27 protein-coding genes are annotated in these 25,414 nt (G+C 69.3%); 14 read left to right on the top strand and 13 right to left on the bottom strand.

Annotated features, from left to right (window positions below):
* Positions 1-11: 11 nt before the first annotated feature.
* From OG555_RS38505 to OG555_RS38515, 3 genes are read left to right on the top strand one after another with little or no spacing between them, the layout of a single operon-like run.
* A complete protein-coding gene (locus OG555_RS38505; RefSeq protein WP_329478343.1) occupies positions 12-800 on the top strand; it encodes an SURF1 family cytochrome oxidase biogenesis protein in 789 nt (262 codons plus the stop codon).
* The gene (locus OG555_RS38510; protein WP_329478346.1) at positions 733-2,571 is read left to right on the top strand and encodes a glycoside hydrolase family 15 protein; all 1,839 of its coding nucleotides are present in this window, start codon (positions 733-735) and stop codon (positions 2,569-2,571) included. The genes OG555_RS38505 and OG555_RS38510 overlap by 68 nt, the downstream gene beginning before the upstream one ends.
* A gap of 52 nt (positions 2,572-2,623) precedes the next feature.
* A complete protein-coding gene (locus OG555_RS38515) occupies positions 2,624-3,397 on the top strand; it encodes an SDR family oxidoreductase (protein ID WP_329478348.1) in 774 nt (257 codons plus the stop codon).
* 3 nt (positions 3,398-3,400) lie between these two features.
* On the opposite strand, the gene OG555_RS38520 is transcribed toward OG555_RS38515, so the two are convergent.
* A complete protein-coding gene (locus tag OG555_RS38520) occupies positions 3,401-3,874 on the bottom strand; it encodes a carboxymuconolactone decarboxylase family protein (protein ID WP_329478350.1) in 474 nt (157 codons plus the stop codon).
* An 80-nt stretch (positions 3,875-3,954) separates the two neighbouring features.
* Positions 3,955-5,046 carry a DNA polymerase domain-containing protein gene (locus OG555_RS38525; protein WP_329478353.1) on the bottom strand — a complete coding sequence of 364 codons (1,092 nt, stop codon included), beginning with the start codon at positions 5,044-5,046 and terminating at the stop codon, positions 3,955-3,957.
* A 169-nt stretch (positions 5,047-5,215) separates the two neighbouring features.
* On the opposite strand from OG555_RS38525, the gene OG555_RS38530 reads away from it, so the two are divergent.
* The 7 genes from OG555_RS38530 to OG555_RS38560 all read left to right on the top strand — a co-directional run bounded on the left by OG555_RS38530 (position 5,216) and on the right by OG555_RS38560 (position 14,409).
* On the top strand, positions 5,216-5,869 hold the full coding sequence (locus tag OG555_RS38530) for a hypothetical protein (RefSeq protein ID WP_329478356.1): 654 nt from the start codon (positions 5,216-5,218) through the stop codon (positions 5,867-5,869).
* On the top strand, positions 5,773-6,006 hold the full coding sequence (locus tag OG555_RS38535; protein ID WP_329484929.1) for a M4 family metallopeptidase: 234 nt from the start codon (positions 5,773-5,775) through the stop codon (positions 6,004-6,006). Before OG555_RS38530 ends, OG555_RS38535 begins: the two co-directional genes overlap by 97 nt.
* Before the next feature lie 287 nt (positions 6,007-6,293).
* Positions 6,294-7,997 (top strand): FAD-dependent oxidoreductase, encoded by a 1,704-nt coding sequence (locus OG555_RS38540; protein WP_329478358.1) that lies wholly within the window; start codon positions 6,294-6,296, stop codon positions 7,995-7,997.
* Positions 7,990-9,372, top strand: a complete 1,383-nt coding sequence (locus OG555_RS38545; protein ID WP_329478360.1) for an adenylate/guanylate cyclase domain-containing protein — start codon at positions 7,990-7,992, stop codon at positions 9,370-9,372. The genes OG555_RS38540 and OG555_RS38545 overlap by 8 nt, the downstream gene beginning before the upstream one ends.
* 82 nt (positions 9,373-9,454) lie before the next feature.
* Positions 9,455-11,845, top strand: a complete 2,391-nt coding sequence (locus tag OG555_RS38550) for a lamin tail domain-containing protein (RefSeq protein ID WP_329478362.1) — start codon at positions 9,455-9,457, stop codon at positions 11,843-11,845.
* 67 nt (positions 11,846-11,912) lie between these two features.
* Entirely contained in the window at positions 11,913-12,329 is a 417-nt protein-coding gene (msrB, locus tag OG555_RS38555; RefSeq protein ID WP_328521385.1) for a peptide-methionine (R)-S-oxide reductase MsrB, read from the top strand.
* A 43-nt stretch (positions 12,330-12,372) separates the two neighbouring features.
* Positions 12,373-14,409, top strand: coding sequence for an AAA family ATPase (locus tag OG555_RS38560; RefSeq protein ID WP_329478364.1), 2,037 nt, complete (start codon positions 12,373-12,375; stop codon positions 14,407-14,409).
* A gap of 5 nt (positions 14,410-14,414) precedes the next feature.
* Here the strand turns inward: OG555_RS38560 and OG555_RS38565 are convergent, their stop codons facing one another.
* Genes OG555_RS38565 through hemE form a run of 5 tightly spaced genes read right to left on the bottom strand, consistent with a single transcriptional unit; the run spans position 14,415 to position 18,455 of the window.
* Positions 14,415-14,792, bottom strand: coding sequence for a VOC family protein (locus OG555_RS38565; protein ID WP_329478366.1), 378 nt, complete (start codon positions 14,790-14,792; stop codon positions 14,415-14,417).
* A 4-nt stretch (positions 14,793-14,796) separates the two neighbouring features.
* A complete protein-coding gene (gene hemQ / locus OG555_RS38570) occupies positions 14,797-15,495 on the bottom strand; it encodes a hydrogen peroxide-dependent heme synthase (RefSeq protein ID WP_329478368.1) in 699 nt (232 codons plus the stop codon).
* Positions 15,492-16,892, bottom strand: coding sequence for a protoporphyrinogen oxidase (hemG, locus tag OG555_RS38575; protein ID WP_329484930.1), 1,401 nt, complete (start codon positions 16,890-16,892; stop codon positions 15,492-15,494). Before hemG ends, hemQ begins: the two co-directional genes overlap by 4 nt.
* 5 nt (positions 16,893-16,897) lie before the next feature.
* Positions 16,898-17,404 (bottom strand): GNAT family N-acetyltransferase, encoded by a 507-nt coding sequence (locus OG555_RS38580; protein ID WP_329478370.1) that lies wholly within the window; start codon positions 17,402-17,404, stop codon positions 16,898-16,900.
* On the bottom strand, positions 17,391-18,455 hold the full coding sequence (hemE, locus tag OG555_RS38585) for a uroporphyrinogen decarboxylase (RefSeq protein ID WP_442914547.1): 1,065 nt from the start codon (positions 18,453-18,455) through the stop codon (positions 17,391-17,393). The genes OG555_RS38580 and hemE overlap by 14 nt, the downstream gene beginning before the upstream one ends.
* A 149-nt stretch (positions 18,456-18,604) precedes the next feature.
* Between hemE and OG555_RS38590 the strand changes: the two genes are divergently transcribed.
* Both OG555_RS38590 and OG555_RS38595 read left to right on the top strand, forming a co-directional pair.
* Positions 18,605-19,207, top strand: coding sequence for a DUF3000 domain-containing protein (locus tag OG555_RS38590; RefSeq protein ID WP_329478374.1), 603 nt, complete (start codon positions 18,605-18,607; stop codon positions 19,205-19,207).
* On the top strand, positions 19,204-20,472 hold the full coding sequence (locus OG555_RS38595; RefSeq protein WP_329478376.1) for a ribonuclease D: 1,269 nt from the start codon (positions 19,204-19,206) through the stop codon (positions 20,470-20,472). The genes OG555_RS38590 and OG555_RS38595 overlap by 4 nt, the downstream gene beginning before the upstream one ends.
* Here OG555_RS38595 and OG555_RS38600 read toward each other — a convergent pair whose 3' ends face one another.
* The 6 genes from OG555_RS38600 to OG555_RS38625 form a co-directional block, all read right to left on the bottom strand.
* The gene (locus OG555_RS38600) at positions 20,473-20,958 is read right to left on the bottom strand and encodes a VOC family protein (RefSeq protein ID WP_329478380.1); all 486 of its coding nucleotides are present in this window, start codon (positions 20,956-20,958) and stop codon (positions 20,473-20,475) included. It abuts the gene before it with no gap.
* Between the two features lie 56 nt (positions 20,959-21,014).
* The gene (locus tag OG555_RS38605; protein WP_329478382.1) at positions 21,015-22,253 is read right to left on the bottom strand and encodes an MFS transporter; all 1,239 of its coding nucleotides are present in this window, start codon (positions 22,251-22,253) and stop codon (positions 21,015-21,017) included.
* Positions 22,250-22,840 (bottom strand): winged helix-turn-helix domain-containing protein, encoded by a 591-nt coding sequence (locus tag OG555_RS38610; protein ID WP_329478384.1) that lies wholly within the window; start codon positions 22,838-22,840, stop codon positions 22,250-22,252. The genes OG555_RS38605 and OG555_RS38610 overlap by 4 nt, the downstream gene beginning before the upstream one ends.
* Positions 22,841-22,934: 94 nt before the next feature.
* The gene (locus OG555_RS38615) at positions 22,935-23,423 is read right to left on the bottom strand and encodes a glutathione peroxidase (RefSeq protein WP_329478385.1); all 489 of its coding nucleotides are present in this window, start codon (positions 23,421-23,423) and stop codon (positions 22,935-22,937) included.
* A complete protein-coding gene (locus OG555_RS38620) occupies positions 23,420-24,064 on the bottom strand; it encodes a dienelactone hydrolase family protein (RefSeq protein ID WP_329478387.1) in 645 nt (214 codons plus the stop codon). Before OG555_RS38620 ends, OG555_RS38615 begins: the two co-directional genes overlap by 4 nt.
* Positions 24,065-24,118: 54 nt before the next feature.
* Positions 24,119-24,799 carry a hypothetical protein gene (locus OG555_RS38625; RefSeq protein WP_329478389.1) on the bottom strand — a complete coding sequence of 227 codons (681 nt, stop codon included), beginning with the start codon at positions 24,797-24,799 and terminating at the stop codon, positions 24,119-24,121.
* A gap of 128 nt (positions 24,800-24,927) precedes the next feature.
* Between OG555_RS38625 and OG555_RS38630 the strand changes: the two genes are divergently transcribed.
* Positions 24,928-25,149 (top strand): hypothetical protein, encoded by a 222-nt coding sequence (locus tag OG555_RS38630; protein WP_329478391.1) that lies wholly within the window; start codon positions 24,928-24,930, stop codon positions 25,147-25,149.
* Positions 25,125-25,409: a hypothetical protein gene (locus tag OG555_RS38635; RefSeq protein WP_329478393.1), complete on the top strand. Its 285-nt coding sequence runs from the start codon at positions 25,125-25,127 to the stop codon at positions 25,407-25,409. The genes OG555_RS38630 and OG555_RS38635 overlap by 25 nt, the downstream gene beginning before the upstream one ends.
* Positions 25,410-25,414 lie beyond the last annotated feature (5 nt).

Here is a 25,414-nt window from a genome sequence, read left to right on the forward strand (position 1 = left end):
TGGGTCGCTTGATGAATGTCCGCTGGATCGCCGCCGCGCTGGCGGTCCTCGTGCTCGCCGCGGTGTGCGTCCAGCTCGGCCGCTGGCAGTTGCACCGGCTGGACGAGCGCAAGGCCCGCAACGACGTCACCCGGGCCAATCTGAAGGCTCCGCCGGCGCCCCTCGACCAGGTCGTCGGCCAGCAGGGCGTGATCGGCGACCAGCACGCGTGGCGGACGGTCGTCGTCACCGGCACGTTCGACGCGTCGAAGCAGATCGTCATGCGGTACCGCAATGTCAGTGACCGGCCCGGGTTCGAGATCGTCACCCCGCTGATGCTCCCCGACGGCAAAGGGGTCCTGGTCGATCGAGGCTTCCTGGCCCGCCAGGGCGCCGAGCTCGCTCCGCTGCAGATTCCCGCCGTACCGACCGGCGAGGTGACCATCACCGGCCGGCTGCAGCGCAGCGAACGCGGCGGCAACACCAACGGCGGGACGCCGGACGACGGTACGGCGCGACTGATCAACGGACCGGACTTCGCCAAGGCCCTCGGCCTGAACCTGTACGACGGCTACATCACCGTGGACAAGCAGGAACCGGCCAACCACCCGGCGTTCGGCGCGTTCCCGGGACCGGAGATCGACGACGGGCCACACTTCTTCTACGCGCTGCAGTGGTTCTTCTTCGCGCTGCTGGCGCTCGGTGGACTGGTCTATTTCTCCAGACAGGAAGTACGCGGTGAACGATCAGCGGGTGACAGCGCGGCGGCCGCATCGCCGGAATCGTCCCGACCCGAAGCACGTACCGGAGCGGCGGATTGAGGACTACGCGCTGATCGGTGACCTGCAGACCGCCGCACTGGTGTCGAAGCAGGGCTCGATCGACTGGCTGTGCTTCCCGCGGTTCGACTCCGAGGCCTGTTTCGCGGCCCTGCTCGGCACCGACGAGAACGGCCACTGGCGGGTCGCCCCCCGCGACGCCGACGCGGTCAGCAGCCGGCACTACCGCGACGACACGCTGATTCTTGAGACCGAGTGGTCCACCGCGACCGGATCGGTCCGCGTGATCGACTTCATGCCACCACGGGACGCCGCGCCCGACGTCGTACGGATCGTGGAAGGCATCAGCGGGACCGTGGAGATGCGGTCCGAACTGCGGCTGCGGTTCGACTACGGTGAAGTGGTGCCGTGGGTGCGGAACCTCAACGGCCAGGTGGTCGCAATCGCCGGTCCGGACGCGGTGTCGTTGCGGTCCGACATCCATCAGTACGGGCGCGACTTCGCGACGTACGCGGATTTCCGGGTCTCGGCCGGGGACCGGGCCTGGTTCGTGCTCACCTGGCATCCGTCGCACCACCCGGTGCCCGAGCCGACCGACGCCCTCGCGGCGCTCGAGCCGACCGCGACGTACTGGACCGAGTGGATCGCTCGCAGCAAGGGCGCGAACGAGTTCGGCGAGGAGGTCACCCGCTCGATCCTCACGCTCAAGGCGCTCACCTACGGCCCGTCCGGCGGGATCGTGGCGGCGCCGACCACCTCGCTACCCGAGGCGCTGGGTGGGCAGCGCAACTGGGACTACCGGTTCTGCTGGTTGCGCGACGCAACGATGACGCTGGCGGCGATGCTGCGGTCCGGTTACAGCGAGGAAGCCCACGCCTGGCGGGACTGGCTGCTCCGGGCGATCGCCGGATCGCCGGCCGACCTGCAGATCATGTACGGCGTGACCGGGGAACGGCGGCTGCGGGAGTTCGAGGCGGACTGGCTGCCCGGGTTCGCCGCGTCGGCGCCCGTACGGATCGGGAACGCGGCCGCGGACCAGTTGCAGATCGACGTGTACGGCGAGGTGATGGACGTCCTCGCACTGGCCCGCGAGACGCAGATCGGGGCGAGCGACGAAGCGTGGGCCGTCCAACGCGGGCTGATGCGGCACCTCTCCGAGATCTGGAACCAGCCGGACGAGGGCATCTGGGAGGTCCGCGGCGGCCGGCAGCACTTCACCCACTCGAAGGTGATGGCCTGGGTCGCGTTCGACCGGGCCGCGCGGGCGGTCGAGCGGTTCGGGCTGGGCGGACCGGCCAAGCAGTGGCGGGCGATGGCGGAGGAGATCCACCGGGACGTGTGTGAGAAGGCGTTCGACCCGGACCGGAACACCTTTACCCAGGCCTACGGCAGCAAGGCGCTGGATGCCGCCGTACTGCTGATCCCGCAGGTCGGCTTCCTGCCGCCCAGCGATCCGCGGGTGGCCGGGACGGTCGACGCGGTGCAGCGGGAGCTGGCGGCCGACGGGTTCGTCCGGCGGTATCTGACCGAGCACACCGACGACGGGCTGCCCGACGACGAGGGCGTGTTCCTGATCTGCTCGTTCTGGCTGGCCGACGCGCTGGCGATGGTCGGCCGGGTCGGCGAGGCGCGCGACCTGTACGACCGGCTCGTTGCCCTGCGCAACGATGTGGGGCTGCTCGCGGAGGAGTACGACCCGGCCAGCGGCCGGATGCTCGGGAACTTCCCGCAGGCCTTCTCGCATCTGGGGCTGGTCAACACCGCCTGGCATCTGACCACTGCCGAGTCGCCGCTGCGCCGGTCGGCGTACTAGGCCCTGGTTCTTGCCGGAGGCCACGAACGTCGAGGTGCGCGACGAGGGGGTGGTGAGGCAGGATGGTGACGTGGACCTCGGACTGCGCGACCGCACCTACATCGTCACCGGAGCGAGCGCCGGACTCGGCTTCGCCACGGCGAAAGCCCTCGCCGGCGAAGGCGCCCGGCTGGTGATCTCCAGCCGCAACGAGGAGTCGATCGCCCGCGCCGCGGCCGAGCTCGGCGAGAACGTCGTCGGCATCCCCGTCGACAACGCCGATCCGGAGAGCGCCGAGCGGCTGGCCGCGACCGCGATCGCCAAGTGGGGTGCATTGCACGGCGCCCTGATCAGTGTCGGCGGCCCCCGGCCGGGCACGGCCCTGGACACCGACGAGGAGGACTGGCGGGCGGCGTTCGACAGCGTTTTCCTCGGCGGCCTGCGGATCGCCCGCTCGGTCGCCCGCGCGGGTTCGGAGGGTACGTCGATCGCCTTCGTGCTGTCGTCGTCGGTGAAGTCCCCGATCAGTGGCCTGGCCATCTCGAACGGTCTGCGCCCCGGTCTGGCGATGGTGGCCAAGACCCTCGCCGACGAGCTGGGCCCGAACGGGACCCGCGTGAACGGCCTGATGCCCGGCCGGATCGCGACCGACCGGCTGAAGGAGCTCGACGCCAAGGGTGGCGACCCGGAGGCGGCCCGGCGCGCCTCCGAGAAGACCATCCCCTTGCGTCGCTACGGCGACCCCGACGAGTTCGGCCGGGTCGCCGCCTTCATCCTCTCCCCCGCCGCCTCCTACATCACCGGAACCATCCTCCCCATCGACGGCGGAGCCCTCCGAGCCCTGTAGGGCTCAGCCCCACTGGCCGGGGACGTAGTCGCCGGCCGGCTGCTGGGTGATGATGTTGAGGCGGTTCCAGGTGTTCATGCTCGCGATGGTGGCGATGAGGGCCGCAAGCTGCTCCTCGTTGTAATGCTTGGCCGCATTGGCCCACACCTCGTCGCTGACCCCCGGTGCGGCGTCGGCGAGCCGGGTGCCCTCCTCCGCCAGCGCGAGTGCGGCGCGCTCGGCCTCGGTGAAGACCGTCGCCTCCCGCCAGGCCACGACCAGGTTGAGGCGCACCGAGGTCTCCCCGCGCTCGATCGCGTCCTTGGTGTGCATGTCGATGCAGACCGCGCAGCCGTTGATCTGGCTGATGCGCAACGCCATCAACTCGAGCGTGTCGATCGGCACACCGGCCGACCTCGCAACCAGGCTTCCCGCGTTGACATGCTTGATGAACTTCATCGCGACCGAGTTGGTGAACAGATCCAAACGGGCGTCCATAGTGGTGTCTTCTCCTTAGCGGATGAGTTGTTGACACCACTCCGACGAGACAGCCCCGCAAGGTGTGAGTTCGGCTGGGGTCAGTCCGGCGCGATCCGGTTGCCGTGCTCGTCCCAGTGCTCGGCAACCTTCTTGCTCGGCTGGACGCGGGGCGGCTCGCCCGGCATCTTCGGGTAGTCGGGTGGGAAGTTCAGCTCTCCGCCAGGGAGTTCCTCCCACAGGCGGAGCAGCGGATCGAGCGGGTACGCCGTCTCGTCCATGTCCGCCCAGGGATCGCCGTCGGCGAGGTAGTCCGGAACCGTGTGCAGGTTGAAGGCACGCGGGTCGTCCACCTCGGCAAGCCGGTCCCAGGTCATCGGCGTACTGACCGGCGCACCCGGCCGCGGTCGCAGCGACCAGGCGCCCGCGACCGTACGGTCGCGGAGGTTCTGGTTGAAGTCCAGGAAGATCGATGCCTCGCCGCGTTCCTCCTTCCACCAGGCCGTCGTCACACCGTCGTCGCGCCGCTCGAGCTCGCGGCCGAGGCCGATCGCGGCGTGCCGGACCTGGTCGAAGGTCCACTCCGGCCGGATCCGCACGTAGATGTGGATCCCCCGGTTGCCGCTGGTCTTCGGATATCCCCGGAGGCCCAGCTCCTCGAGAAGTTCACGGGCGACGCCGGCCACTCGCCGGGCATCGGCGAAGGTGGCGCCGGGCTGTGGATCGAGATCGAGTCGCAGCTCGTCGGGGTGGTCGAGATCGCCGCTGCGCACCGCCCAAGGGTGGAAGGTCAGCGTGCCCATCTGGGCGGCCCACACCGCAGCGGCAGGCTCGGTCAGGCACAGCTCGTCGATCGGGCGGTCGTTCGGCGTGAGTACGCGGCAGGTCTGGAGCCAATCGGGAGCACCCTTGGGAAGGCGCTTCGAGTAGAAGCCGTCTCCGGTCTGACGACCGATCGAGTCCACCGACAGCGTCATCCCCTCGCGCCACCCACCGGGCCAGCGTTCCAGGGCGACCGGACGGTCACCGGACGCTCGCATGAACGCAGGAGCCACACCGATGAAGTACTCGCAGACCTGCAGCTTCGTGACCTCCGGAGCCCAGTCGGTCGCCTCGTAAACAACCCGATCCGGGCTGGAGACCCGCACCTCGCGGTCTCCTACGGTGACCACCAGCCCTGTGCTCTTCGCCATGCCGCGACGTTATCGCCCCGCACCGACCAAGTCCCGGAATTGCCCGGGAGCGTGCGGGAAAGTCAACTTTTCCCAACCTCTGGCCACCGTGGGTGACCGTGCGGTGACGTTCCTGCACCCTCGTTCCTGGGGCGTGAGGCCCCCAGGACGCTGATGAAGGAGCGCGAGGATGAACAGATCCGCCCTGTTCGCCGCTGCCACCGCAGTGGTGACCACCACCGCCCTCGGTCTGTCCAGTGCCACCACCGCTACGGGTGCACCGACGGCAGACCCCGTCCCCGGTCCGGCCATGACAGCAACCACAGCCGTTGCCCGGGCCAAGACCGCGATCGGCGACCATCTCGCCGTACTGCGCGCCACCGGCGCCGATGCTTTCACCGTCAAGGACGTCATCGTCGACCCGGACGGGTCGAGCCATGTCCGGATGGATCGCACCATCGGCGGGCTGCCGGTCCTCGGTGGTGACGTCGTCGTGCACCAGGCCAAGGACGGCACCTTCAAGGCCGCCAGCCTGACGCTGAGCCGCAGCGCCGACGTGAGCCGGACCCCGAAGGTCAGTGTCGCGACGGCGACGTCGAAGGCTTTGGCCAAGGGCCTGAAGGCCGAGGGCAAGCCCGCGCTGGTGATCGAGGCCCGCAAGGGTGCGCTGCGGCTGGCCTATCTCGTCACCACAGTCGGCACGCAGCCGGACGGTACCTGCTGGCCGAGGGCAGCGGCGCCAAGACGATCGGCGGCCTCCCGCACAACTCGCCCACCTGCAACGGCTCGACGGTCACCGGCATCGGCCACGACAAGCTCGGCAAGATCTGGTACCGCGCACTGACCACGTACATGACCAGCGGTACGACGTACGCCCAGGCCCGGACCGCGACACTCAACGCGGCCACCGACCTGTACGGCGCGAACAGCACAGAAAGGGCCGCGGTCGCCGCCACCTGGTCCGCCGTCAGCGTGAACTGAGTCGTTGAGGTCATGGGGCCTCCCGGCCTGGACTGAGGAGCGCGGGGAGCCCGGTCATGGGGCCCCGGTCTGGACTGAGGAACGCAGGGAGCGAAGCGACCGGAGAGACGAGGGAAGACCGGGAACCAAGGCCCCATGACCCGCCGCGCCGGAGGCGCGGCAATCGAGTACAGACCGGCAATCAAGTACAGACCGGTGAACAAACGCTTTGTCCATTGCCCTCTGCCTGCGGCGGACCTACCGTCACAAGCATGGGTGGGGTGCCCGGGGGCAATTCCAGAGCGGGTGTGGCCAGGTTTCGAGAGGCCAGGCCACTACTACTCGTCGTCGACGCTGACCCGGAGCGTCTGGAGCGGTCGGAAACCGAACTGGAGCGGGGTTTCGGCGTCGACTTCAGAGTGCGCGGAGAGCTGACCGTCGCTGCCGCGATCGGGTCCCTACAGCAAGCGCACGAGTCGGAACAGCGAGTCGCCGTCGTCCTGGTCGACCACGCGCTCGCCGACGCCGAGCGGGCCGAGATTCTCGCGGCGGCCCGCACGCTGCATCCGGACGCGCGCCGGGCGTTGCTGATCGAGTGGGGCGCCTGGGCGGACCGTGCGACGGCGTCGGCGATCCTCTCGGCGATGTCGGTCGGCGACATCAACTACTACGTGCTGAAGCCGTGGATCATGCGCGACGAACTGTTCCACCGGACGATCGCCGAGTTCGTCCAGGAATGGTCGCGCAACGAAGTCGCGAACCTGCGGGAAGTGGTCGTGATCGCTTCCGACCACTCGGTCCGGGCCCAGGCGGTGCGCAACCTGCTCGCACGAAACGGCATCCCGAGCGCCTTCCGGCCGAGTGGTTCGGCGCTGGCGAACGACGCACTGGAGTTCATCGGGGAGCCGGATCCCGGTGACGATGTGCTGGTCTGGATGCCGGCGGTCGGCGACACCGTGTTGCACGATCCGACCGACGTGGAGATCGCCGAGGCGTGGGGGGTGCCGACGACGCTGGCTCCCGGCGAGGAGCCGTCGTTCGATGTGCTGGTGATCGGGGCCGGTCCAGGTGGCTTGGCGGCGGCCGTCTACGCGTCGTCCGAGGGTTTGCGCACGTTGGTGGTGGAGCGGGAGTCGATCGGCGGGCAGGCCGGGTCCACGTCGCTGATCCGCAACTATCTGGGGTTCTCCCGGGGTATTCGTGGCTCGGAGCTGGCCCAGCGCGGATACCAGCAGGCGTGGGTGTTCGGCGTGCACTTCATGCTGATGCGGACGGTCGAGCGGGTTGAGAAGCGTGACGACCGTTTCGTCGCCGTGATCGGGGACGTCGGTGAGGTGACCGCACGGGCCGTCGTACTCGCGGCGGGCGTGTCGTATCGGAGGCTCGGCGTACCGTCGCTGGAGAAGCTGATGGGGACCGGTGTGTACTACGGCGCCAATGTCTCGGAGGTCCATGGATTGAAGGGTCTCGACGCCTGCGTGGTCGGTGGCGGGAACTCGGCCGGGCAGGCGGTCGTGGATCTGGCTCGGTACTGCCGGCACGTCACGTTGGTGATCCGCGGCAAGGATCTGGCCGCGGGCATGTCGCAGTACCTGATCGACGTGATCCAGGCCGCGACGAACGTGACCGTGCGGGTGTCCACCGAGGTCGTCGACGGCGGCGGCGACAGATGGCTGCGGAAGATCACGCTCCGGGATCGCGAGACCGGCGCCGAGGAGACGCTCGCTGTCGACGGACTGTTCGTGATGATCGGTGCTGTGCCTGGCACGGATTGGCTACCGGAGGAGGTGGGCCGGGATCGGCGTGGCTTCGTCCTGACCGGCACGGATGCCGGCGTCGATCCGCACTGGCACGAGGCCCGGCCGCCGCAGCCCTACGAGACGACCGTTCCAGGGCTGTTCGCGATCGGCGACGTACGCAGCGAGTCGGTGAAGCGGGTGGCGTCCGCGGTCGGCGAGGGTTCTGTGGTGGTGTCGCAGATCCACACTCATCTGAGGGTCTCAGATGCCTGAGCGGCGGTTCGTCTACACCCCGGCGATGGTCGCGCTGACCGCTCTGGTGCTGCTGATACCGCTGGCTGGATTGGCCCTGCTGCTGAATGTTCCTCAGCTCAACGTGCACTGGGAGCACCATCCGGCGCACTTCTGGCTCGTGCTCCTCGCTGCCGGGCTGAGCGCCGTACTCGCGTACGTGACGGGTGCGGCGGCGCTTCGGCGGGGCGATCCCCGGGTGCTGTTCATCTCGCTGGCGTTTCTGTCCGCGGCAGGGTTTCTCGGATTGCACGCCTTGGCGACGCCGAAGGTGCTGCTCGACACACCGAATGCCGGCTTCACGCTCGCGACGCCGGTGGGTGTTGCGCTCGGCTCGGTGTTCGCGGTCTTGTCCAGCCTGAACTTCTCCGGGGACCGGGTGGCGTCCGCGATGCGCTGGGGGCGGTGGCTGCGGGCCGGCCTGCTGACGCTGATGGCGCTGTGGGCCGCGGCCTCTGTGCTGCGGTTGCCGCCGCTTCAGGCCAGGTCGATGCCGGAGGTTGCCGACGGCATCCTTACCGCGCTCGCCATCCCGGCCGTGCTGCTCTACGGCATCGCGGCGGCGCGCTTCCTGCGGCTGTGGTGGGAGCACCCGTCGCTGATGGTGCTGTCGATGATCTCCGCCTATGTGCTGCTCGGTGAGGCGATGATCGCGCTGGTGTTCGCGCAGAACTGGGAGCTGGCGTGGTGGGAATGGCATGTGCTGCTGCTCGCCGCGTTCGTCCTGGTTCTGGTCGGGGTCCGGATCCAGTGGTACGAGGAGCGGTTCGCGGATCTCTATGTCGAGGACACCGTGTCGGGGCAGCGCGAGTTGAGTGTGCTGTTCGCGGACCTCCAGGGGTTCACCACTTTCTCGGAGAACCACGACTCGGCCGAGGTGACGGCCATGCTCAACACGTACTTCCAGGTCGTCGTACCTCCCGTCGTACGGCGCCATGGCGGCGAGGTGGACCGGATCATCGGGGACGCGCTGATGGTGACCTTCAACAAGCACGGAAACCAGCCGGACCACGCGGCCCGGGCCGCCGCAGCGGGGCTCGCGCTGCAGGAGGCGGCGATCGCGGTTCAGGCGGCGCACCCCAACTGGCCACGGTTCCGGGTTGGCATCAACAGCGGGACCGCCACGGTCAGCCTGCTCGGCACCGAGGGCGGCCGGACGCACACGGTCATCGGCGACACGGTCAACGTCGCGTCCCGGATCGAGGGCAAGGCTCCCGGCGGTGGTGTGGCCATCGGGCCGGCCACCAAGGCACTCCTGCCGGACGCGGTCACCGAGTCGCTGGGGCTGCTCAGACTCAAGGGCAAGGCCGAGCCGATGGAGGTCCATCACCTGCTGGCGATGCACTCCGGCGAATGATCACCCGTGCCTTCCGGGTGCGCACCGGCTGTTCACGTGTTGGACCTTGGCGGCGACTGGTCCGGGTGTGAGAATCCGGCTCATGTCTGCCCAGAACCGATCACGGCGCCGCCTGGGCGCCCTCGTGATCACCTCGTGTCTCGCCTTGTCGGCCGCCGGAGTGCTGCTGGCCGCACCCTCGAACGCCGCCTCCCCCGATGTGGTCATCACCGAGGTGTACGGCGGTGGAGGCAACAGCGGCGCGCCGTACACGAACGACTTCGTCGAGCTGACCAACAACGGCAGCTCCGCGGTCGACGTGAGCGGCTGGTCGGTCCAGTACGCGTCGTCGACCGGCGCCACCTGGCAGGTGACCAAGCTGACGGGCAGCATCGCCCCCGGTGCGGCGTACCTGGTCCAGGAAGGCGCCGGCGCCGGGAACGGCGCGCCGATGCCTACCCCGGACGTCTCGGGCACCATCGCGATGTCCGCGAGCGCGGGCAAGGTCGCGCTGGTCACCAACCAGACCGCGCTGGCCTGTGGCTCCGTGTGCCACGCCGATCCGGCGGTTCGGGACTACGTGGGCTTCGGCTCCGCGGCGACCGACTCCGAGACCGCACCGACGGGCACGCTCTCGAACACGAGCTCGGCCGCGCGCATCGACCCGACGAAGGACACCGACAACAACGGTGCGGACTTCGCCGTCGGCAACCCGTCGCCGGGCACGCTGACCTCGACCCCGACCGAGCCGCCTGTCGACGCGAAGATCCACGACATCCAGGGTGCCGCGCACCGGTCGCCGCTCGAGGGCAAGGTGGCTGCCAACGTCACCGGTGTGGTGACCGCGAAGACTGGCAACGGGTTCTGGTTCCAGGACCCGCAGCCGGACACCGACCCCGCGACCAGCGAAGGCCTGTTCGTCTTCACCAGCTCCGCGCCGACGGTCTCCGTCGGTGACGCCGTGACGGTGCAGGGCTCGGTTGCCGAGTTCCGCCCCGGCGGCTCGGGCGGAGTCACGAACCTGACCACCACCGAGCTCACCAACCCGACGATCACGGTCACCGGCACGGCCGCCGTACCGGCTCCGACGATCGTCGGCCCGGGTGGCCGCGTCCCGCCGTCGACCGTGATCGACGACGACTCGGCCGGTGACGTCGAGACCACCAGCACGGCGTTCGACCCCGCCAACGACGGTCTCGACTTCTGGGAGTCGCTGGAAGGTATGTGGCTGGGCATCAACGAGCCCCAGGTCACCGGTCCGACCAGTTCGTTCCGTGAGCTGTCCGTCGTACCGGCCGGATCCGGAGTGCGGACCGTGCGCGGCGGCATCCTGCTGCAGAAGACCGACAGCAACCCCGAGCGCGTCCTGCTCGACGACGTGCTGACGCCGATCCCGGACGCGAAGACCGGCGACAAGCTGGCCGGTGTGGTGACGGGTGTCCTGGACTACTCGTTCGGGAACTTCAAGTTCCTGCCGACGGTGACGCCGACCGTGATCGACGGTGGCGTGACGCGCGAGACGACCAAGGCGTCCTCGCCGCTGCAGGTATCGGTGGCGACCTTCAACGTGGAGAACCTGGACCCGTCCGACGGTCCGGCCAAGTTCGACGGGCTGGCCAAGGCGGTGGTGAACAACCTGGCGTCTCCGGACATCCTCGGTCTCGAGGAAGTGCAGGACAACGACGGTGCCACGAACTCCGGCACCACCGCGGCGAACCTGACCCTTGACACGCTCGTCGCCGCGATCCAGCGCGCAGGTGGACCGACGTACACCTACCGCCAGATCGACCCGGTGAACAACCAGGAGGGTGGCGAGCCGGGCGGCAACATCCGGGTCGCGTTCATGTACCGGACCGACAAGCAGGTGAAGTTCGTCGACCGCCCGGGTGGCGGTTCGACGGTCGCGACCACGATCACCACCGACCGGGCGGGCCGGCCGCACCTGAGCTCGTCGCCGGGCCGGGTCGACCCGGCCAACCCGGCTTGGGCCGCGACGCGGGTCCCGCTGGCCGGTGAGTTCACCTGGCACGGGCAGAGCCTGTTCGTGGTGGTCAACCACTTCAGCTCCAAGGGTGGCGACGACCCGCTGTGGGGCCGGTTCCAGCCGCCGGTGCAGGTGACCGCGGAGAAGCGGCACCAGCAGGCTCAGGCGGTCCGTGGGTTCGTGGACCAGATCCTCGCGAAGGACAAGGGCGCGAACGTGGTCGTGCTCGGTGACCTGAACGACTTCGACTGGTCCGAGACCGCGGACATCCTGGTCGGCGCCGGCAAGACCGCGCTGATCGACATGCCGCGGACCCTGCCGCTGACGGAGCGCTACAGCTACGTGTTCGAGGGCAACAGCCAGATCCTCGACCAGATCCTGATCTCCAAGAACCTGCAGCCCGCCTCGTCGTACGACGTGGTGCACATGAACGCGGAGTTCCCGGACCAGATCAGCGACCACGACCCCCAGGTGGTGCGGCTCACCCCACTGCCGTCCTGGGTGCGCTGACCTCACGGGAGTCTTACGTCGGTCGCCCGGGCGGGGTTTTCCTTGCCCGGGCGCCGATACTGGAGTCGTGACAGATGACACCAAGCAGTACGCCGTAACCAAGTCCGACGCGGAGTGGAAGGCGCAGCTCTCCCCCGCCGAATTCCAGGTACTGCGCAAGGCCGGGACCGAGCGGCCGTACACCGGTGAGTACACCGACACGAAGACCGTCGGCGTCTACAAGTGCCGGGCCTGCGACGCGGAACTGTTCCGCAGCGAGAACAAGTTCGACTCGCACTGCGGGTGGCCGTCCTTCTTCGCCCCGCTGGCCGAGGACCGGGTCCAGTACATCGAGGACAGCACTCTTGGCATGAAGCGCGTCGAGGTCCGCTGCGCCAACTGCGGCTCTCACCTCGGCCACGTCTTCGAAGGCGAGGGCTACGAGACCCCGACCGACCTCCGCTACTGCATCAACAGCATCAGCCTCACCCTGCAACCCGCCTGAAGCTGGCGGGCCGTCGGCCGCTGACACACTAAAGTTGGCCAGCGTGGCTGACGACTTGGGACCTCGCGTTCTCGATGCTCTTGGGGCCGACCAGCCTTCGGCGGTGCCGGACGATTGGCTGACCGGTGTCCGTGACCGGCTGCGGGCGTGGGGTGACGATCCGGGCACATTGCGGCCGGTCGCCTTCCCGGAGTTCGTCGAAGGAACGCCGGCCGCGGTGTGGTTCACCCACCAGGTCGCACCACTTCTGACCGGCTGGATCCCGGTGCTCCACGGCGAGTACGCCGACATCTCCGCCGTACTGACCCGGGACTTCCACCGGTCGCCGGTCCGGTACGGCGGACCCGGTCACCTGATCCGGGTCGCGGACGCCGACTGGCCGCTGCAGCTGGTGTCCGGCGCTCGCGGTTTCCGCGAAGACGCTCGCCGGCAGGCGCTGCAGCTGTCCCGGGACGTCGTGAGCCTCTTCGTCGACGCGCCACCGATGGCGACCCGCGCCCGGGCCCTGACCAGCGCGTTCGACCGGGTGCTCTGGGACCGCGATCTCACCCGCATGCACACCGCCGCCGACTACGAGACGATCGCCCAGTTCTGGCGGACCGCGCTACTCAGCGATGACGAGCGGTCGGTGCTCCCGGAGCTGGCGGGCACCGCGTCTGCCCTGTACTACTCGCTCAGCACGCTCCGGGACACGCACGCCAAGCTCGTGATGGAAGTCCCCGACGACGAAGCCGGCGACTTCGCGCAGCTGCTGGCCCGGATGATCCTGGCCACCGGGCTCGACGGCCTGCCCCCGGCCGTCGGCCAGATCCTGGGCGGCGCCGGCTGGGACGTCGTGAACGCCCTCGCCGACCTCAAGGCCGGCTTCGACGCGCACACCTGGCTGGCCGCCAACACCGACTGGCTGGCCCGCGCGGTGCGCCGCGACCAGCAGGGGCTCGCGCGGTCCTGGGCTGCGGCGGCCACCCGGGTGTCGGTCCACCTGGCCGACGTACTCGCGGGGGCACCGTGGCCGGAGCTGCAGGTGCCGGACCTGAGCGCCTTCTTCCGTGAACCCCGGCAGGACGCCGTTTCCACTACGCCGAACCCGCCGGCTCCGGTGCGCGAGGCCGAACCGGAGCAGCAGCCTGCCGTCGAACCCGTCGTCGAGGTCGAGCCTGAGCCCGCCCAAGTTGCCGAGGTCCGGGCAGAGCCGGAGATGCTGGCTGTGCCGGAGCCGGTGGACTACACCGACAACCCGATGGCCGAGCTGGACGCGCTGATCGGGCTGGACTCGATCAAGGACGCAGTCCGCCGGATGGTGGCCGAGGTCAAGACCAACCTGCGCCGCAAGGAGCTCGGTCTGCCGAGTCACGAGCGGGCCCGGCACATGGTGTTCGTCGGCAAGCCCGGCACCGCCAAGACCACGATCGCCCGGTTGCTCAGCCGGGTCTACAAGCAGCTCGGCGTACTCGAGAAGGGCCACGTGGTCGAGGTCGACCGGTCCGACCTGGTCGGTTCCAGCGTCGGCACCACCGCGCCACTGACCGCGGCGAAGTTCCGCGAGGCACTCGGCGGGGTGCTGTTCGTCGACGAGGCCTACACGCTGGTGCCGGAGAACAGCCCGGGTGACTTCGGCCTCGAGGCCGTGGCCACCATCCTCAAGCTGATGGAGGACCATCGCGACGAGTGCATCGTGATCGTCGCCGGATACCACCGCGAGATGCAGCGGTTCATGGAGTCCAACACCGGGCTGGCGTCGCGGTTCCCCAAGCTGTTGTCCTTCAGCGAGTACGACACCAACCAGCTCGTCGCCATCTTCGAGCTGCAGGCCCGGCTGAACGGCATGATCTACACCGGCGACGTGCTGGATGCGCTCCGCGCGGTCATCCCGCCGGCTCCCCGGGCCCACAACTTCGGCAACGGCCGCTTCATCCGGAACGTGCTCGAGGAGGCCATCTCCAACCAGGCCACCCGGCTGTCGGCGTACGACCCGGACAGCCTGACCGAGCGCGATCTGCGCGAACTGCTCCCGGAGGACATCAAGCCCCCGACGTCGATGCGCGCCGAGGACTACCTCTTCCAGAAGCCGGGGACCTGAGTCGCCTAGATCGGTGTGGCGAGGGCGACCGGGTTGCCCTCGGGGTCGGCGATGTAGGCCTGGCGCTCGCCCCAGGGCATGGTCGCCGGCTCCTGCAGGACCGTGTGCCCGGCTGCCCGGAACGACTCCACCTCGGCGTCGACGTCGTCGACGTACACGAAGAGCTCGAAACGGGGCGCCGCACCGACCGTGATGCCCAGCTGGGCCTCGGGCCAGCTCGCGTCCGAGAGGCCGAGTGAGGAATCGCCGCGTTCGAGGCCGACGTAGTGCGGGTCACCCTCCAGCGGGAACTGGTACGTCGGCTCATAGCCGAGCAGCGCGTAGAAGTCGACGGACCGGCGCACGTTGCTCACGTAGAGCACCGGGAACGCTTTGCGGTGCACCGGCTTACGCCAGGTTGGCGACCAGCTCGCCGAGCTCGGTCCGCTTGCCCGTGTAGAACGGGACCTCCTCGCGGACGTGCCGCCGCGCCGTCGAGGCCCGCAGGTCACGCATCAGGTCGACCATCCGGTGCAGCTCGTCCGCCTCGAACGCCAGCATCCACTCGTAGTCCCCGAGCGCGAACGACGCCACCGTGTTCGCCCGCACGTCCGGGTAGGTGCGCGCCATCTTGCCGTGCTCGGCCAGCATGAACCGCCGCTCCTCGTCCGGCAGCAGGTACCACTCGTACGACCGCACGAACGGGTACACGCAGACGTACGCCCGCGGCTCCTCGTCGGCCAGGAACGCCGGGATGTGGCTCTTGTTGAACTCGGCCGGCCGGTGCAGCGCGAACTGCGACCAGATCGGCGCCAGGTGCCGCCCGAGCCGCGACCGCCGCAGCGCGTGGTACGCCTTCTGCAGCGCGTCCGACGTCGGCGCGTGCCACCAGATCATGAAGTCGGCGTCCGCCCGGAATCCTTCGACGTCGTACATTCCGCGGATCACCACGTCGTCGTCGGCCCGCAGTTTCGCCAGCAGATCGGACAGCTCAGCGGTCAGCTCGTCCCGGTCCGCATCACCCAGCGGCGTCTCCACCTTGAAGACCGACCAGAGGGTGTACCGGATCACATTGTTGAGTTCGCGAGCTTTCGGCTTCTCTGTCACGGAGCCATTGTCCCCACTGTGGCTAAATGAGCCTGCACCCGGGTGGCTGCCTTACCGCCTGATGCCACACAGGCAGCGATCCCCACACCCCGGTACGCCGCTCCGCAGACAGCCAGCCCGGGCTCCGCCGCCACGGCCGCCTCCACCCGGTCAACGCGGTCCAGATGCCCCACGGCGTACTGCGGGAGCCCACCACCCCACCGGGTCACCAGGGACCCGACCACAGGCGCCTGCAACCCGATGGCACGCCCGAGGTCCGCGGCGGCCAATGCGACCAGCTCCTCATCGGACCGCTGCAGCACGTACTCCTCGCCGAGCCGTCCGACCGAGGCACGCAGTACGGCCAGCTCGCCTCCGGCCTTCCCCGACCACTCCCACTTGGCGTGTGAGTACGTCGACGCCTTGATGGTCCGCCCTTCCACCGACGGCACGAGGAACCCGGACCCAGTGGCTCCGGCCGGCCAGTCCTGCTTCCGGACCGCCAGCGTCACGATCGCCATGCTGGCGTACTCGATCGTCGCCAGCTCGGTCGATGCCGCAGGCACCAGGTCCGCCAGCATCCGGGCCGCGGGGGTCGCCGGTACGGCGATGATCACGGCGTCCGCCTCGATCAGAGTCGGGGCCGGGACCGGCCCGGCCTCGACCGCGTAACCGGCCGCCGTCCGCGTGATCCGCCGTACGGCGAGCCTGCGCCTGATCTCGACGCCACGAGCCGTCAGATCCTTCTCCAGCGCCTCGATGATCCGGTTGATCCCGCCCACGACGCCCGCGAACACCGGCTGGCCGGCCCGGCGCTGCCCCGCCTCCCGGAGCTCGGCGGTCGCCGCGAGCAGGCTCGGCGCGGTCCGCAGCTTCGCGTAGAGCTCTGGCACCGCGGCCGCCAGCGAGATCTCCTCGGCCCTGCCGGCATACACTCCGCCCAGCAGCGGATCGATCAGCTTGTCCGTCACCGCCGACCCCATCCGGTCGGCGACAAATCGCCCGATCGCAACGTCCTCGGTCAGCGCCGGCGCCGGCAACTCCGCCTCATGTGCCACCGCGTCGGCCGCCGCTGAGCCGAGTACGTCGACAGTCGCCGCCGGATCGACCGGGACACCCATGATGGTCGGCGGGATCGCCCGGATCCGGTCACCGACCCACAGCCCGGCGGAGGTCGTGGCCGGATGCACCAGGTCGTCGCCGAGCCCGACCGCCCGGATCAGGTCGACCGCCTCCGGCCGCCGGGCCAGCACCGACTCGGCACCCAGGTCGACCGGCACACCCTCGACCTGATCACCCGCGAGCTTGCCCCCGAGCCGCGGCGACCCCTCGAGCACAGTGATCTGTGGAGGATTCGGCCCGGTCGCCAGCGCGTACGCAGCCGCCAGCCCGCTGATCCCGCCCCCGACCACAACCACCCGGCTCAAGCCTCCTCCAGCATCAACTCGTACCTCGTCCCCGGTCCCAGGTCCGTGTTCGACTTGCCGATCGGCCGGAAGCCTGCCCGCGTCAAGATCGCCTGCGACGCGGGGTTGCGGTCCGACGCCCCCGCCCACAGCCTCGTCAGCCTGTACTCCGACGTAGCGAGCTGGATGACCGCGCGCACCGCGGCCGTGGCGAGTCCCTTGCCGCCGGCCTTCTCCGCGATCCGGTAGCCGAGCTCAGCCGACCCGTTCTCGAGGTCGACCAGGTTCACCCTGCCGACCACCGCACCGGACTTGTCCACCAGGACGTGGAACTGGCAGACCCCGGCCTCCTGCTCGGCCAGGCGGGCCGCGTGAATGGCCTCGAAGGACGTGAAGTAGTCGTCACCGCGGTCCCACACCCACGCGGCGAAGTACTCGCGGTTCTCCAGCTCGAACGCGAGGACGGCGTCAGCGTGCGCGGCGGTGAGACGCTCCAGCGTCACCTCGTGGTCAGGCAGGTACACGGGCGGACTTCGCTTGGACGTACTTGGCGATGCGCGTCAGGACCTCGGGGTCGGCGTCCGGCGGGACGCCGTGGCCGAGGTTGAAGATATGCCCGGGAGCCGCCTGCCCCTCGGCGAGGATCCGGTCGATCTCGGGCTCGAGGGCGTGCCATCCCGCGAAGAGCAGGGCCGGGTCCAGGTTGCCCTGCACGGGCTTCGGACCGGCGCCGGCCGCGGTGATCCGCCGTACCGCCTCGTCCAGCGGGACGCGCCAGTCGACCCCGACGACGTCGGCGCCGGCCGCGCTCATCAGGCCGAGCAGCTCGCCCGTGTTCACGCCGAAGTGGATCCGGGGTACGCCGTACGACGCGAGCGCGTCGAAGACCTTCGCGGAGTGCGGCAGGACGAACCGCTCGTAGTCACGCGGCGACAGCGCGCCCGCCCAGGAGTCGAACAGCTGGATCGCGGACGCGCCCGCCTCGACCTGCACCGAGAGGTACGCGATCGCGACGTCGGCCAGCCGGTCCGCCAACGCATGCCACAAAGCGGGGTTGCCGTACATGAGTGCCTTGGTCTTGGCGTGGTCCTTGCTCGGCCCGCCTTCGACCAGGTACGACGCGACCGTGAACGGCGCGCCCGCGAAGCCGATCAGCGGAGTGCCGCCGAGCTCGGAGACGAGTTGCTTCACCGAGTCGGTGATGTAGGGCACGTCCGCCGGGGTGACTGGGCGAACGGTCTCGAGGCCGGCCGAGTCCCGGATTGGGTCGGCGAGCACCGGGCCGACACCCGGCTTGATCTCGATGTCGACGCCGACCGACTTCAGCGGGAGCACGATGTCGGAGTAGAAGACCGCCGCGTCGACGCCGTAACGGCGTACCGGCTGCAGCGTTATCTCGACGACGAGGTCAGGACGCATACAGGACTCGAGCATCGTGGTCCCCTCGCGGGCCGCGCGATACTCGGGCAGCGCGCGGCCGGCCTGCCGCATGAACCAGACCGGGGTGTGTGGTGCCGGCTCGCCCTTGGCAGCGAGCAGGAAGGAAGAACGGGCGGTCGACGAGATGTCTGTCAGGGGCACAGAGCGATGATCCCACGCTGTCGTCGACGCCCTCACAGGGCGGCCCCATGACCACGCCGCGCCGGAGGCGCGGCCGATGGCACGGCCTGTTACCGGCGCGTCGAGACCAGCGTCGGTGAGTAATCAGTCGTAGGCTGCCAAGCATGGGTGCCCGCAAGCAGGTCGACGCGCCACCCGCCGAGTTCGCCGAGGCCGTGACGCAACTACGCGGTGCCCGGTTCCGGCCCGAGGTATTCGTCGAGGAGATGCCCGCGCCGCAGCGGATCGCTCCGCACGCGGCCGCGGTCAGCGCCGACGTGACGGTCGACGGTGACGATGTCGCCACCGGCCGCCTCGTCATCCTCTACGACCCGGACGGGAACGACGCCTGGCAGTCGACCTTCCGCTGTGTCGCGTACGTGCGCGCCGCCGTCGAGCCGGAGATGGTGACCGACGCGCTGCTCGGCGGCGTGGGCTGGACCTGGTTGATGGAGGCGCTGGCCGACCGGGGCGCCGACTTCCTGGCCCCTAGCGGTACCGTCACCAGGGTGGTATCGGAAAGCTTCGGCGGCATGGCCGACGACGACGCGACGGCGGAGATCGAGATCCGCGCGTCCTGGAGCCCGGTGCCGGGACCTGGAGGCGTGGTGGACGTGACTCGGCACGCCGAGGCGTGGGGCGAGGTGCTCTGCACGGCGGCCGGCCTGCCGCCGGTGCCGCCGGGGGTGGTCGCGATGCCGACCCGGCGCGGACAGCGGGGCCGATGAGCCCAGCCGAGACCCAGCAGCCGACGCCCATCCCGGACGACCCGACCGCGCAATTGCCGCTGCTCGAGCTCCGTGATGGGCTGTCGGACGTCATCGACACCGAACCCGCACTGACCGAGGTGGTCGACGCGTTCCGGTCCGGCACCGGCCCGGTCGCCGTCGACGCCGAACGCGCGTCCGGCTACCGCTACTCCCACCGCGCGTATTTGGTCCAGCTCCGCCGGGAAGGCGCCGGCTCGGCGCTGATCGACCCGATCCCGTTCGGCGACCTGTCCGCGCTCGGTGATGCGATCGTCGACAGCGAGTGGATCATCCATGCCGCCAACCAGGATCTGGCCTGCCTGGCCGAGGTCGGGATGGTGCCGCGGAAGGTGTTCGACACCGAGCTGGCCGGCCGCCTCCTCGGGTACCCGAAGGTCGGCCTGGCCTCCCTGGTGAGCGAAGTCCTCGGCTACCGGATGCGCAAAGAGCACTCCGCCGCCGACTGGTCGACCCGTCCGCTGCCCGCGCCCTGGCTGGTGTACGCCGCTCTGGATGTGGAGATGCTGATCGAGCTGCGCGACGCGATCGAGCAGGAGCTGCGTCGCGAGGGCAAGTGGGAGTGGGCCGACCAGGAGTTCGCCGCGATCCTCGAGGCGCCGCCCAGAGAACCTAAGCCCGACCCGTGGCGCCGCACGTCCGGCATGCACCGGGTCCGCAATCGCCGGAGTCTGGCCGTCGTACGGGCGTTGTGGGAGGCCCGCGACCAGATCGCCGAGTCGGCGGACATCTCTCCCGGCCGGATCCTGCCGGACGCGGCGATCGTCGAGGCCGCGTCCGCGATGCCGGCGGACCGGGACACGCTGCAGAAGCTGACCGCCTTCAAGGGCCGCGGCGCACACCGCCACATGCGGACCTGGTGGGAGGCGGTCGACCACGCGCGCCGGCTCCCCGACTCCGAGCTCCCCAAGCAAGGACCCCGGTACGACGGTCCGCCGCCGGCGCGGGCCTGGGCCGACCGGGACCCGGATGCGGCGGCCCGATTGTCCGCCGCGCGGGCCGCGGTCGGGGAGATCGCCGAAGCCCACCGGCTGCCGACGGAGAACTTGCTCTCCCCCGACACGATCCGGCGGCTGGCCTGGTCGCCGCCACCCGACCTGAACCTCGACGTGGTGACGACCTTCCTGGGCGAGCATCACGCCCGCGGCTGGCAGATCGCCCTCACCGGGGAGGCCCTGACCGACGCGATGTCCTCCGAGGCCGCGCCCGCCAAACCGCTGGACTGATCAGCCGACCGGTCGGACCAGCGAGCTCTGCACGTAGTCCAGCGCCTTGGTGAACTTCTCGTCCCCGAACCGGCGACCCAGCTCCGCCTCGTCGACGACCTCGATGCGGGTCTGCAGCCAGTACAGGTTGCCGAACGGGTCGTGCACCCGCGCGACGATGTCGCCCCAGAACAGATGCGTCGGCTCGGTCAGCACGGTGCCGCCGGCCGCGACCGCCTGCTTCAGGGCCGTCTCCACGTCCGGCACATAGAGCCGCAGGAACGCCGGCGTCGGCGGCCAGTCCGGCTTGTCGAACATCATCACCACCGAGTCGCCGATCCGCATCTCCGCGTGCCCGATGTTCCCGTGCTCGTCGACCACCCGCCCACCGAGATCCTCGGCGCCGAACGCGGCGGCCAGGAACTCCATCAGCCCGGCGGTGTCATGCCCGATGATCCACGGCGTCACCGTGTGGTACCCCTCGGGGATCGGCGAGACAGTCGTCATGATTCCTGCTCCTTCGCGGTCGGTTGACCCCACCGTAGAAGCAGTACAGGACAGTTCTAGTCCTCTATTCCTTCCAGGCTCACGGCGTCCTCCTGCCGGTCGCCGCTCGTCAGGTCGCCGCGGATCTCAGCGGGCAAGGTGAGGACGATCTGGAGTACGCCGAGCAGGATCACCGTCGCGATGATGGCGAAGATCTGGCGGTAGCTGAGCAGGCTGACGAGCAGGCTGCCGAGAGCCAGCGAGATGGCCTGCGGGGTGGAAATGAGCACCTCGACCGCGGTCGACACCCGGCCGATCAGGTGGCCCGGCGAGCGCCGCTGCATCAGCGTCGTGAACGCGACGAAGGTCCACGGCAGCCCGAGACCGCAGATGCCTGCGCCGACGAGGACCAGGGCGATGGTGGGCGCGGCGGCGCAGACGACAGTGGCGACAGCGAGTGCGGTCAGGCCGACGGCACAGGTCGCGATTTCACCGAGACGGCGTACGGCCCAGCTCGCGGTGAGGCCGCCGATGACCGCACCGACGCCCTGGCAGGTCACGAAGACGCCCGAGAACGTCGCCGGCTTGTCGAACGCGTCCATCAGCGCGTAGATCGACGACTCGAAGAAACCGATGACCAGGATGGAGATTGCGAGTCCGGCGACGACGTGGCGGAGCACCCGGTCGCCGGCCAGGAAGCGGACACCACCGAGGAGGTCCTCCCGGAAAGTGCTCTTGACCGGCGCCGGGGCCTCGGTCACCTTGATCGTCGCGATCAGCAGCCCGGCGACGGCGAACGTCGCTGCGTCGACGACCGCCACCAGCCAGCCGCCCGCGGTCGCGAAGATCGCCGCCCCGACCAGCGGCCCGAACAGCCGATAGCCCTCCTTGATCGTGGCAAGGCTGGCGTTGGCGTTGACGAGGAGGTCTTCGGGAAGCAGTTCCTTGAGCAGCCCGTTGACCGCGGCGGGCAGGACGACGAACGAGACGCCGTACAGGAAGGCGACCACCCAGATCAGCCAGACGTCGTTCTCGTCCCGCACGAACACGAGTGGGAGCACCGCGGCCGCGCTGGCGAAGTTCCCCCAGACGAGGATCGACTTGCGGGGCAGCCGGTCGACCCAGACACCGAGCAGCGGAGCGCCGAGTGCCGGCAGCACCATGAAGAAGAAGGTCAGCCCGGCGAGCGCGTTGGAGCCGGTGAGCGTCTTCACCCACATGCTCAGCACCAGCAGCATCACCGAGTCGCCGAGCATCGACGTGCTCAGCCCGCCGAAGAGGCGAGGGAAGCCGGGCTGCGCGAACAACTTCCTCATGCCGGCTCGACCCCCGGGAAGTACGTCGGGATGCCCCACGCGACGAACTCGCAGAGCCGCGAGCCGGGTGGTCGCCGCTGCGGTTCGGTCAATCGCTCCACATAGCGGTCGAGCACCGCAGTGATCGCGTCGTTCATCTCCTTGAGCTCGTCCGCGGTCAGCCAGGCGACCATCTCGTTGCTGGTCTGCGCCGTGCGCCATTCCTCGGTCTCCTCCGGGGCGCGCTGCTGGAACTCGCGCAACCGGTCCATCGCACGGCTCATCACCACCTCGGACAGGGCCTGCGCTGCCCGCCGCTCCTGGATCGACCCCGACGCGTGCTCGTCGTCCCAACCGAATCCGAGCCCTGGCACCTGCCACGGTCGCTGCCGGCCCGTACCGCCCCCGGCCTCCTCCACGAACCCGTGCTGCGCCAGTTTGCGCAGGTGCCACGAGCAATTGGCCGGCGTTTCGTCGAGCCGGTCGGCCAGTTCGGTCGCGGTCAGTGGTCCGCTGATCGACAGCAGTTCGACGATCGCCATCCGCAGAGGGTGCGCGAGGGCGTTGAGCTCACGTGGGTCGCTGAGATGGCGATGCGGGGTCGGCATCCATCGAAAGTACTCTTTCGAAAGAAGTGTTGCAATAGAATCTGGACAAATAGAACGCCCGCCGCGACGACGCGGCGGGCGGGTGAGCAGGGGACTAGTTCGGGAGCTGGGTCTCGATCGCGGTGACGATCTCGTCGGACTCCGGCTCGGTGCGCGGGCGGAAGCGGGCCGCGACCGTGCCTTCCGGGCTGATCAGGAACTTCTCGAAGTTCCACTGGATGTCGCCGGCCTCGCCGGTGGCGTCCGGGGTCAGGGTGAGCTCGGAGTAGAGCGGGTGGCGGCCGTCGCCGTTCACCTCGAGCTTGTCCAGCATCGGGAAGCTCACGCCGTACGTCGTCGAGCAGAAGGTCTCGATCTCCTCCGCCGTCCCCGGCTCCTGCCCGCCGAACTGGTTGCACGGGGCACCGAGCACGGTGAAGCCACGCGAGGCGTACTTCTTCTGCAGGTTCTCCAGGCCCTCGTACTGCGGCGTCAGGCCACACTTCGACGCGACGTTCACGACGAGGACGGCTTTGCCCTTGTAGGCGCCGAGCGAGGTCGATGCACCGGAAAGAGTCGTCAGCGGGATGTCGTAGAGGCTCATGCTTGTCCTTGGGAGGTTGGGAGGTGACGGGCAAGGAAGTCGACGGTACGCCGCCACGCCAGCTCGGAAGCGTCCGCGTGGTGGAAGGCCGGCATGGGATTGTCGAACGCGTGACCGGCCTCGGCGTACCGATGGATCTCGGCATCGCCCAGCGTGGGGATGACCGCGTCGGCCTTGAGATAGGTATCCGCGTCGCCGAAGTGGTGCAGGCTGGTCGCGGTCACCTTCGGCGCAAGGTCGATCAGCTGCGGCAGCGAGGAGCCGTAGTAGCTGACGAGCACGTCCGGCGACGATGCCGCGGCGACGTTGAATCCGAGCCCGCCACCGAAGCAGAAGCCGACGATCCCGGCGCCCTTGCCGCGGGCACGCAGGTAGTCCAGCGCGGCGACCGAGTCCGTGACGGCCTGGCCCCAGTCGAGCCGCTGCACGATGCCCATGGCGCGCTGCAGCAACTCGGGGTCGGACTCGTCCAGGGACGTGTCGTCAAGCCGCCAGTAGATCTCGGGCGCGATCACGTAGTACCCGAGCGCGGCCAGATCCGAAGCGCGCTGCTTGATGTAGTCGGAGACCCCGAAGATCTCCTGGAGGAGCAGCAGCCCCGGCGTGTCATCGCCAGTGGAACCCCACTCGTGGACTGGCATCAATCCTGTACCGGTATCGATCTCCAAAGTCACACAGTGAAGCCTACTGGTCGCCTAGCGAACTTCCACGCGCTGTTCGCGGACGGGCATCTCTTGCACGGGCAGCGGTGCGGGTGCCGGCATCCACGCCTTGCACTCCGCGATCGCCGCGGTGAGCAGGTTGTAGAGGCGCTCGTCCGGGTTCGGCACGCAGGCCTGCGAGATCCCTTCGACCGCGCACGACACCGCACGTGGTGCGGTCCGGCGCGCGAAGTCCGGCGTACCCCGGTGGGCCCGCGAGGTGAAGGACCGCGCCCACTTGGTCGCGGACGGCACTGCCTCCAGCACCGCGAGCGAGTCCGGCTCGAGGTCGTCCAGCGGACGCCCGTCCAGCGCGGCCAGGTGCTTCTCCCCCACCAGCAACGCCACGGCCAGGATGTACTGACGCTCCTGCGAGACCACCGGCAACGCGTGCTGGATGCAGCGCGCGGTCACCCGTGCTACGACGTGCGGGTCGTCGGGCGTCAGGCCGATCACCGACGGGATCAGCGGAGCCAGCCGCGACCGGCCGCTGTCCGTCGTGCAGTCGTTGACGTCCCGGGCCACGCCCGCCAGCAGCGGGTGCGTGCAGGACGGGTGATCCGACCAGGGCTCCCCCGCCAGGTACGACGCGAACTCCATGAAGCATGCGCCCTTGCGCGGGTTGCGGTGCTTGCCCCGGCTCAGCACCGGTACGGCGAGATCAAGGTTGTTCATAGAACGGCTCCCCATAGCTACCTGGCACCAGCATGCGCCGATTCGACGCCGTGCGCCACGGGTTACGAGATCTGGCCGCCGACGAAGCCGCAGCCTACGGTTGGACGACCGAACCGAGGGGGGAACCAATGTCCGGTGGAGGGGCGACGCAGTCACGCGGTGACTACATCCGGGACGTCGTGCTGGACCAGGTCCAACAGGAGGGCATGCGGCTCACCGACGAGGCGGTCGACTACTTACAGTCGATCATCGACGACGGTCTGAGCGAGGACGCGGCGGCGGCCGAGGACGGGGCCCGCTCGCTCGCCCGGACGATCTCATCACCTTGTCCACCGCGATCGTGGCGCTGACGATCACCTTCTACAAGGACTTCGCAACCGGCGCCGGTCAGCTGTCGAAGGTGCTGATGGCGATCGGCTGGGGACTCTTCCTGCTCTCGATCGTCTTCGGTGTCATGCATCTGTTCCAGCTGACCGGCGCGCTGGCTCCGAAGGACCAGGCGCCGCTGGAACTGCACCACTTGGCCGCGGACATCTCGCTCGGCGCCCAGCAGGTGTTCTTCGTCGTCGGCCTGTTCTTCACCGTGCTGGCGGCCGTCCTGGCCCTGTGAGCAGC

The sequence above is a fragment of the Kribbella sp. NBC_01484 genome (assembly GCF_036227145.1).
Taxonomy (GTDB): domain Bacteria; phylum Actinomycetota; class Actinomycetes; order Propionibacteriales; family Kribbellaceae; genus Kribbella.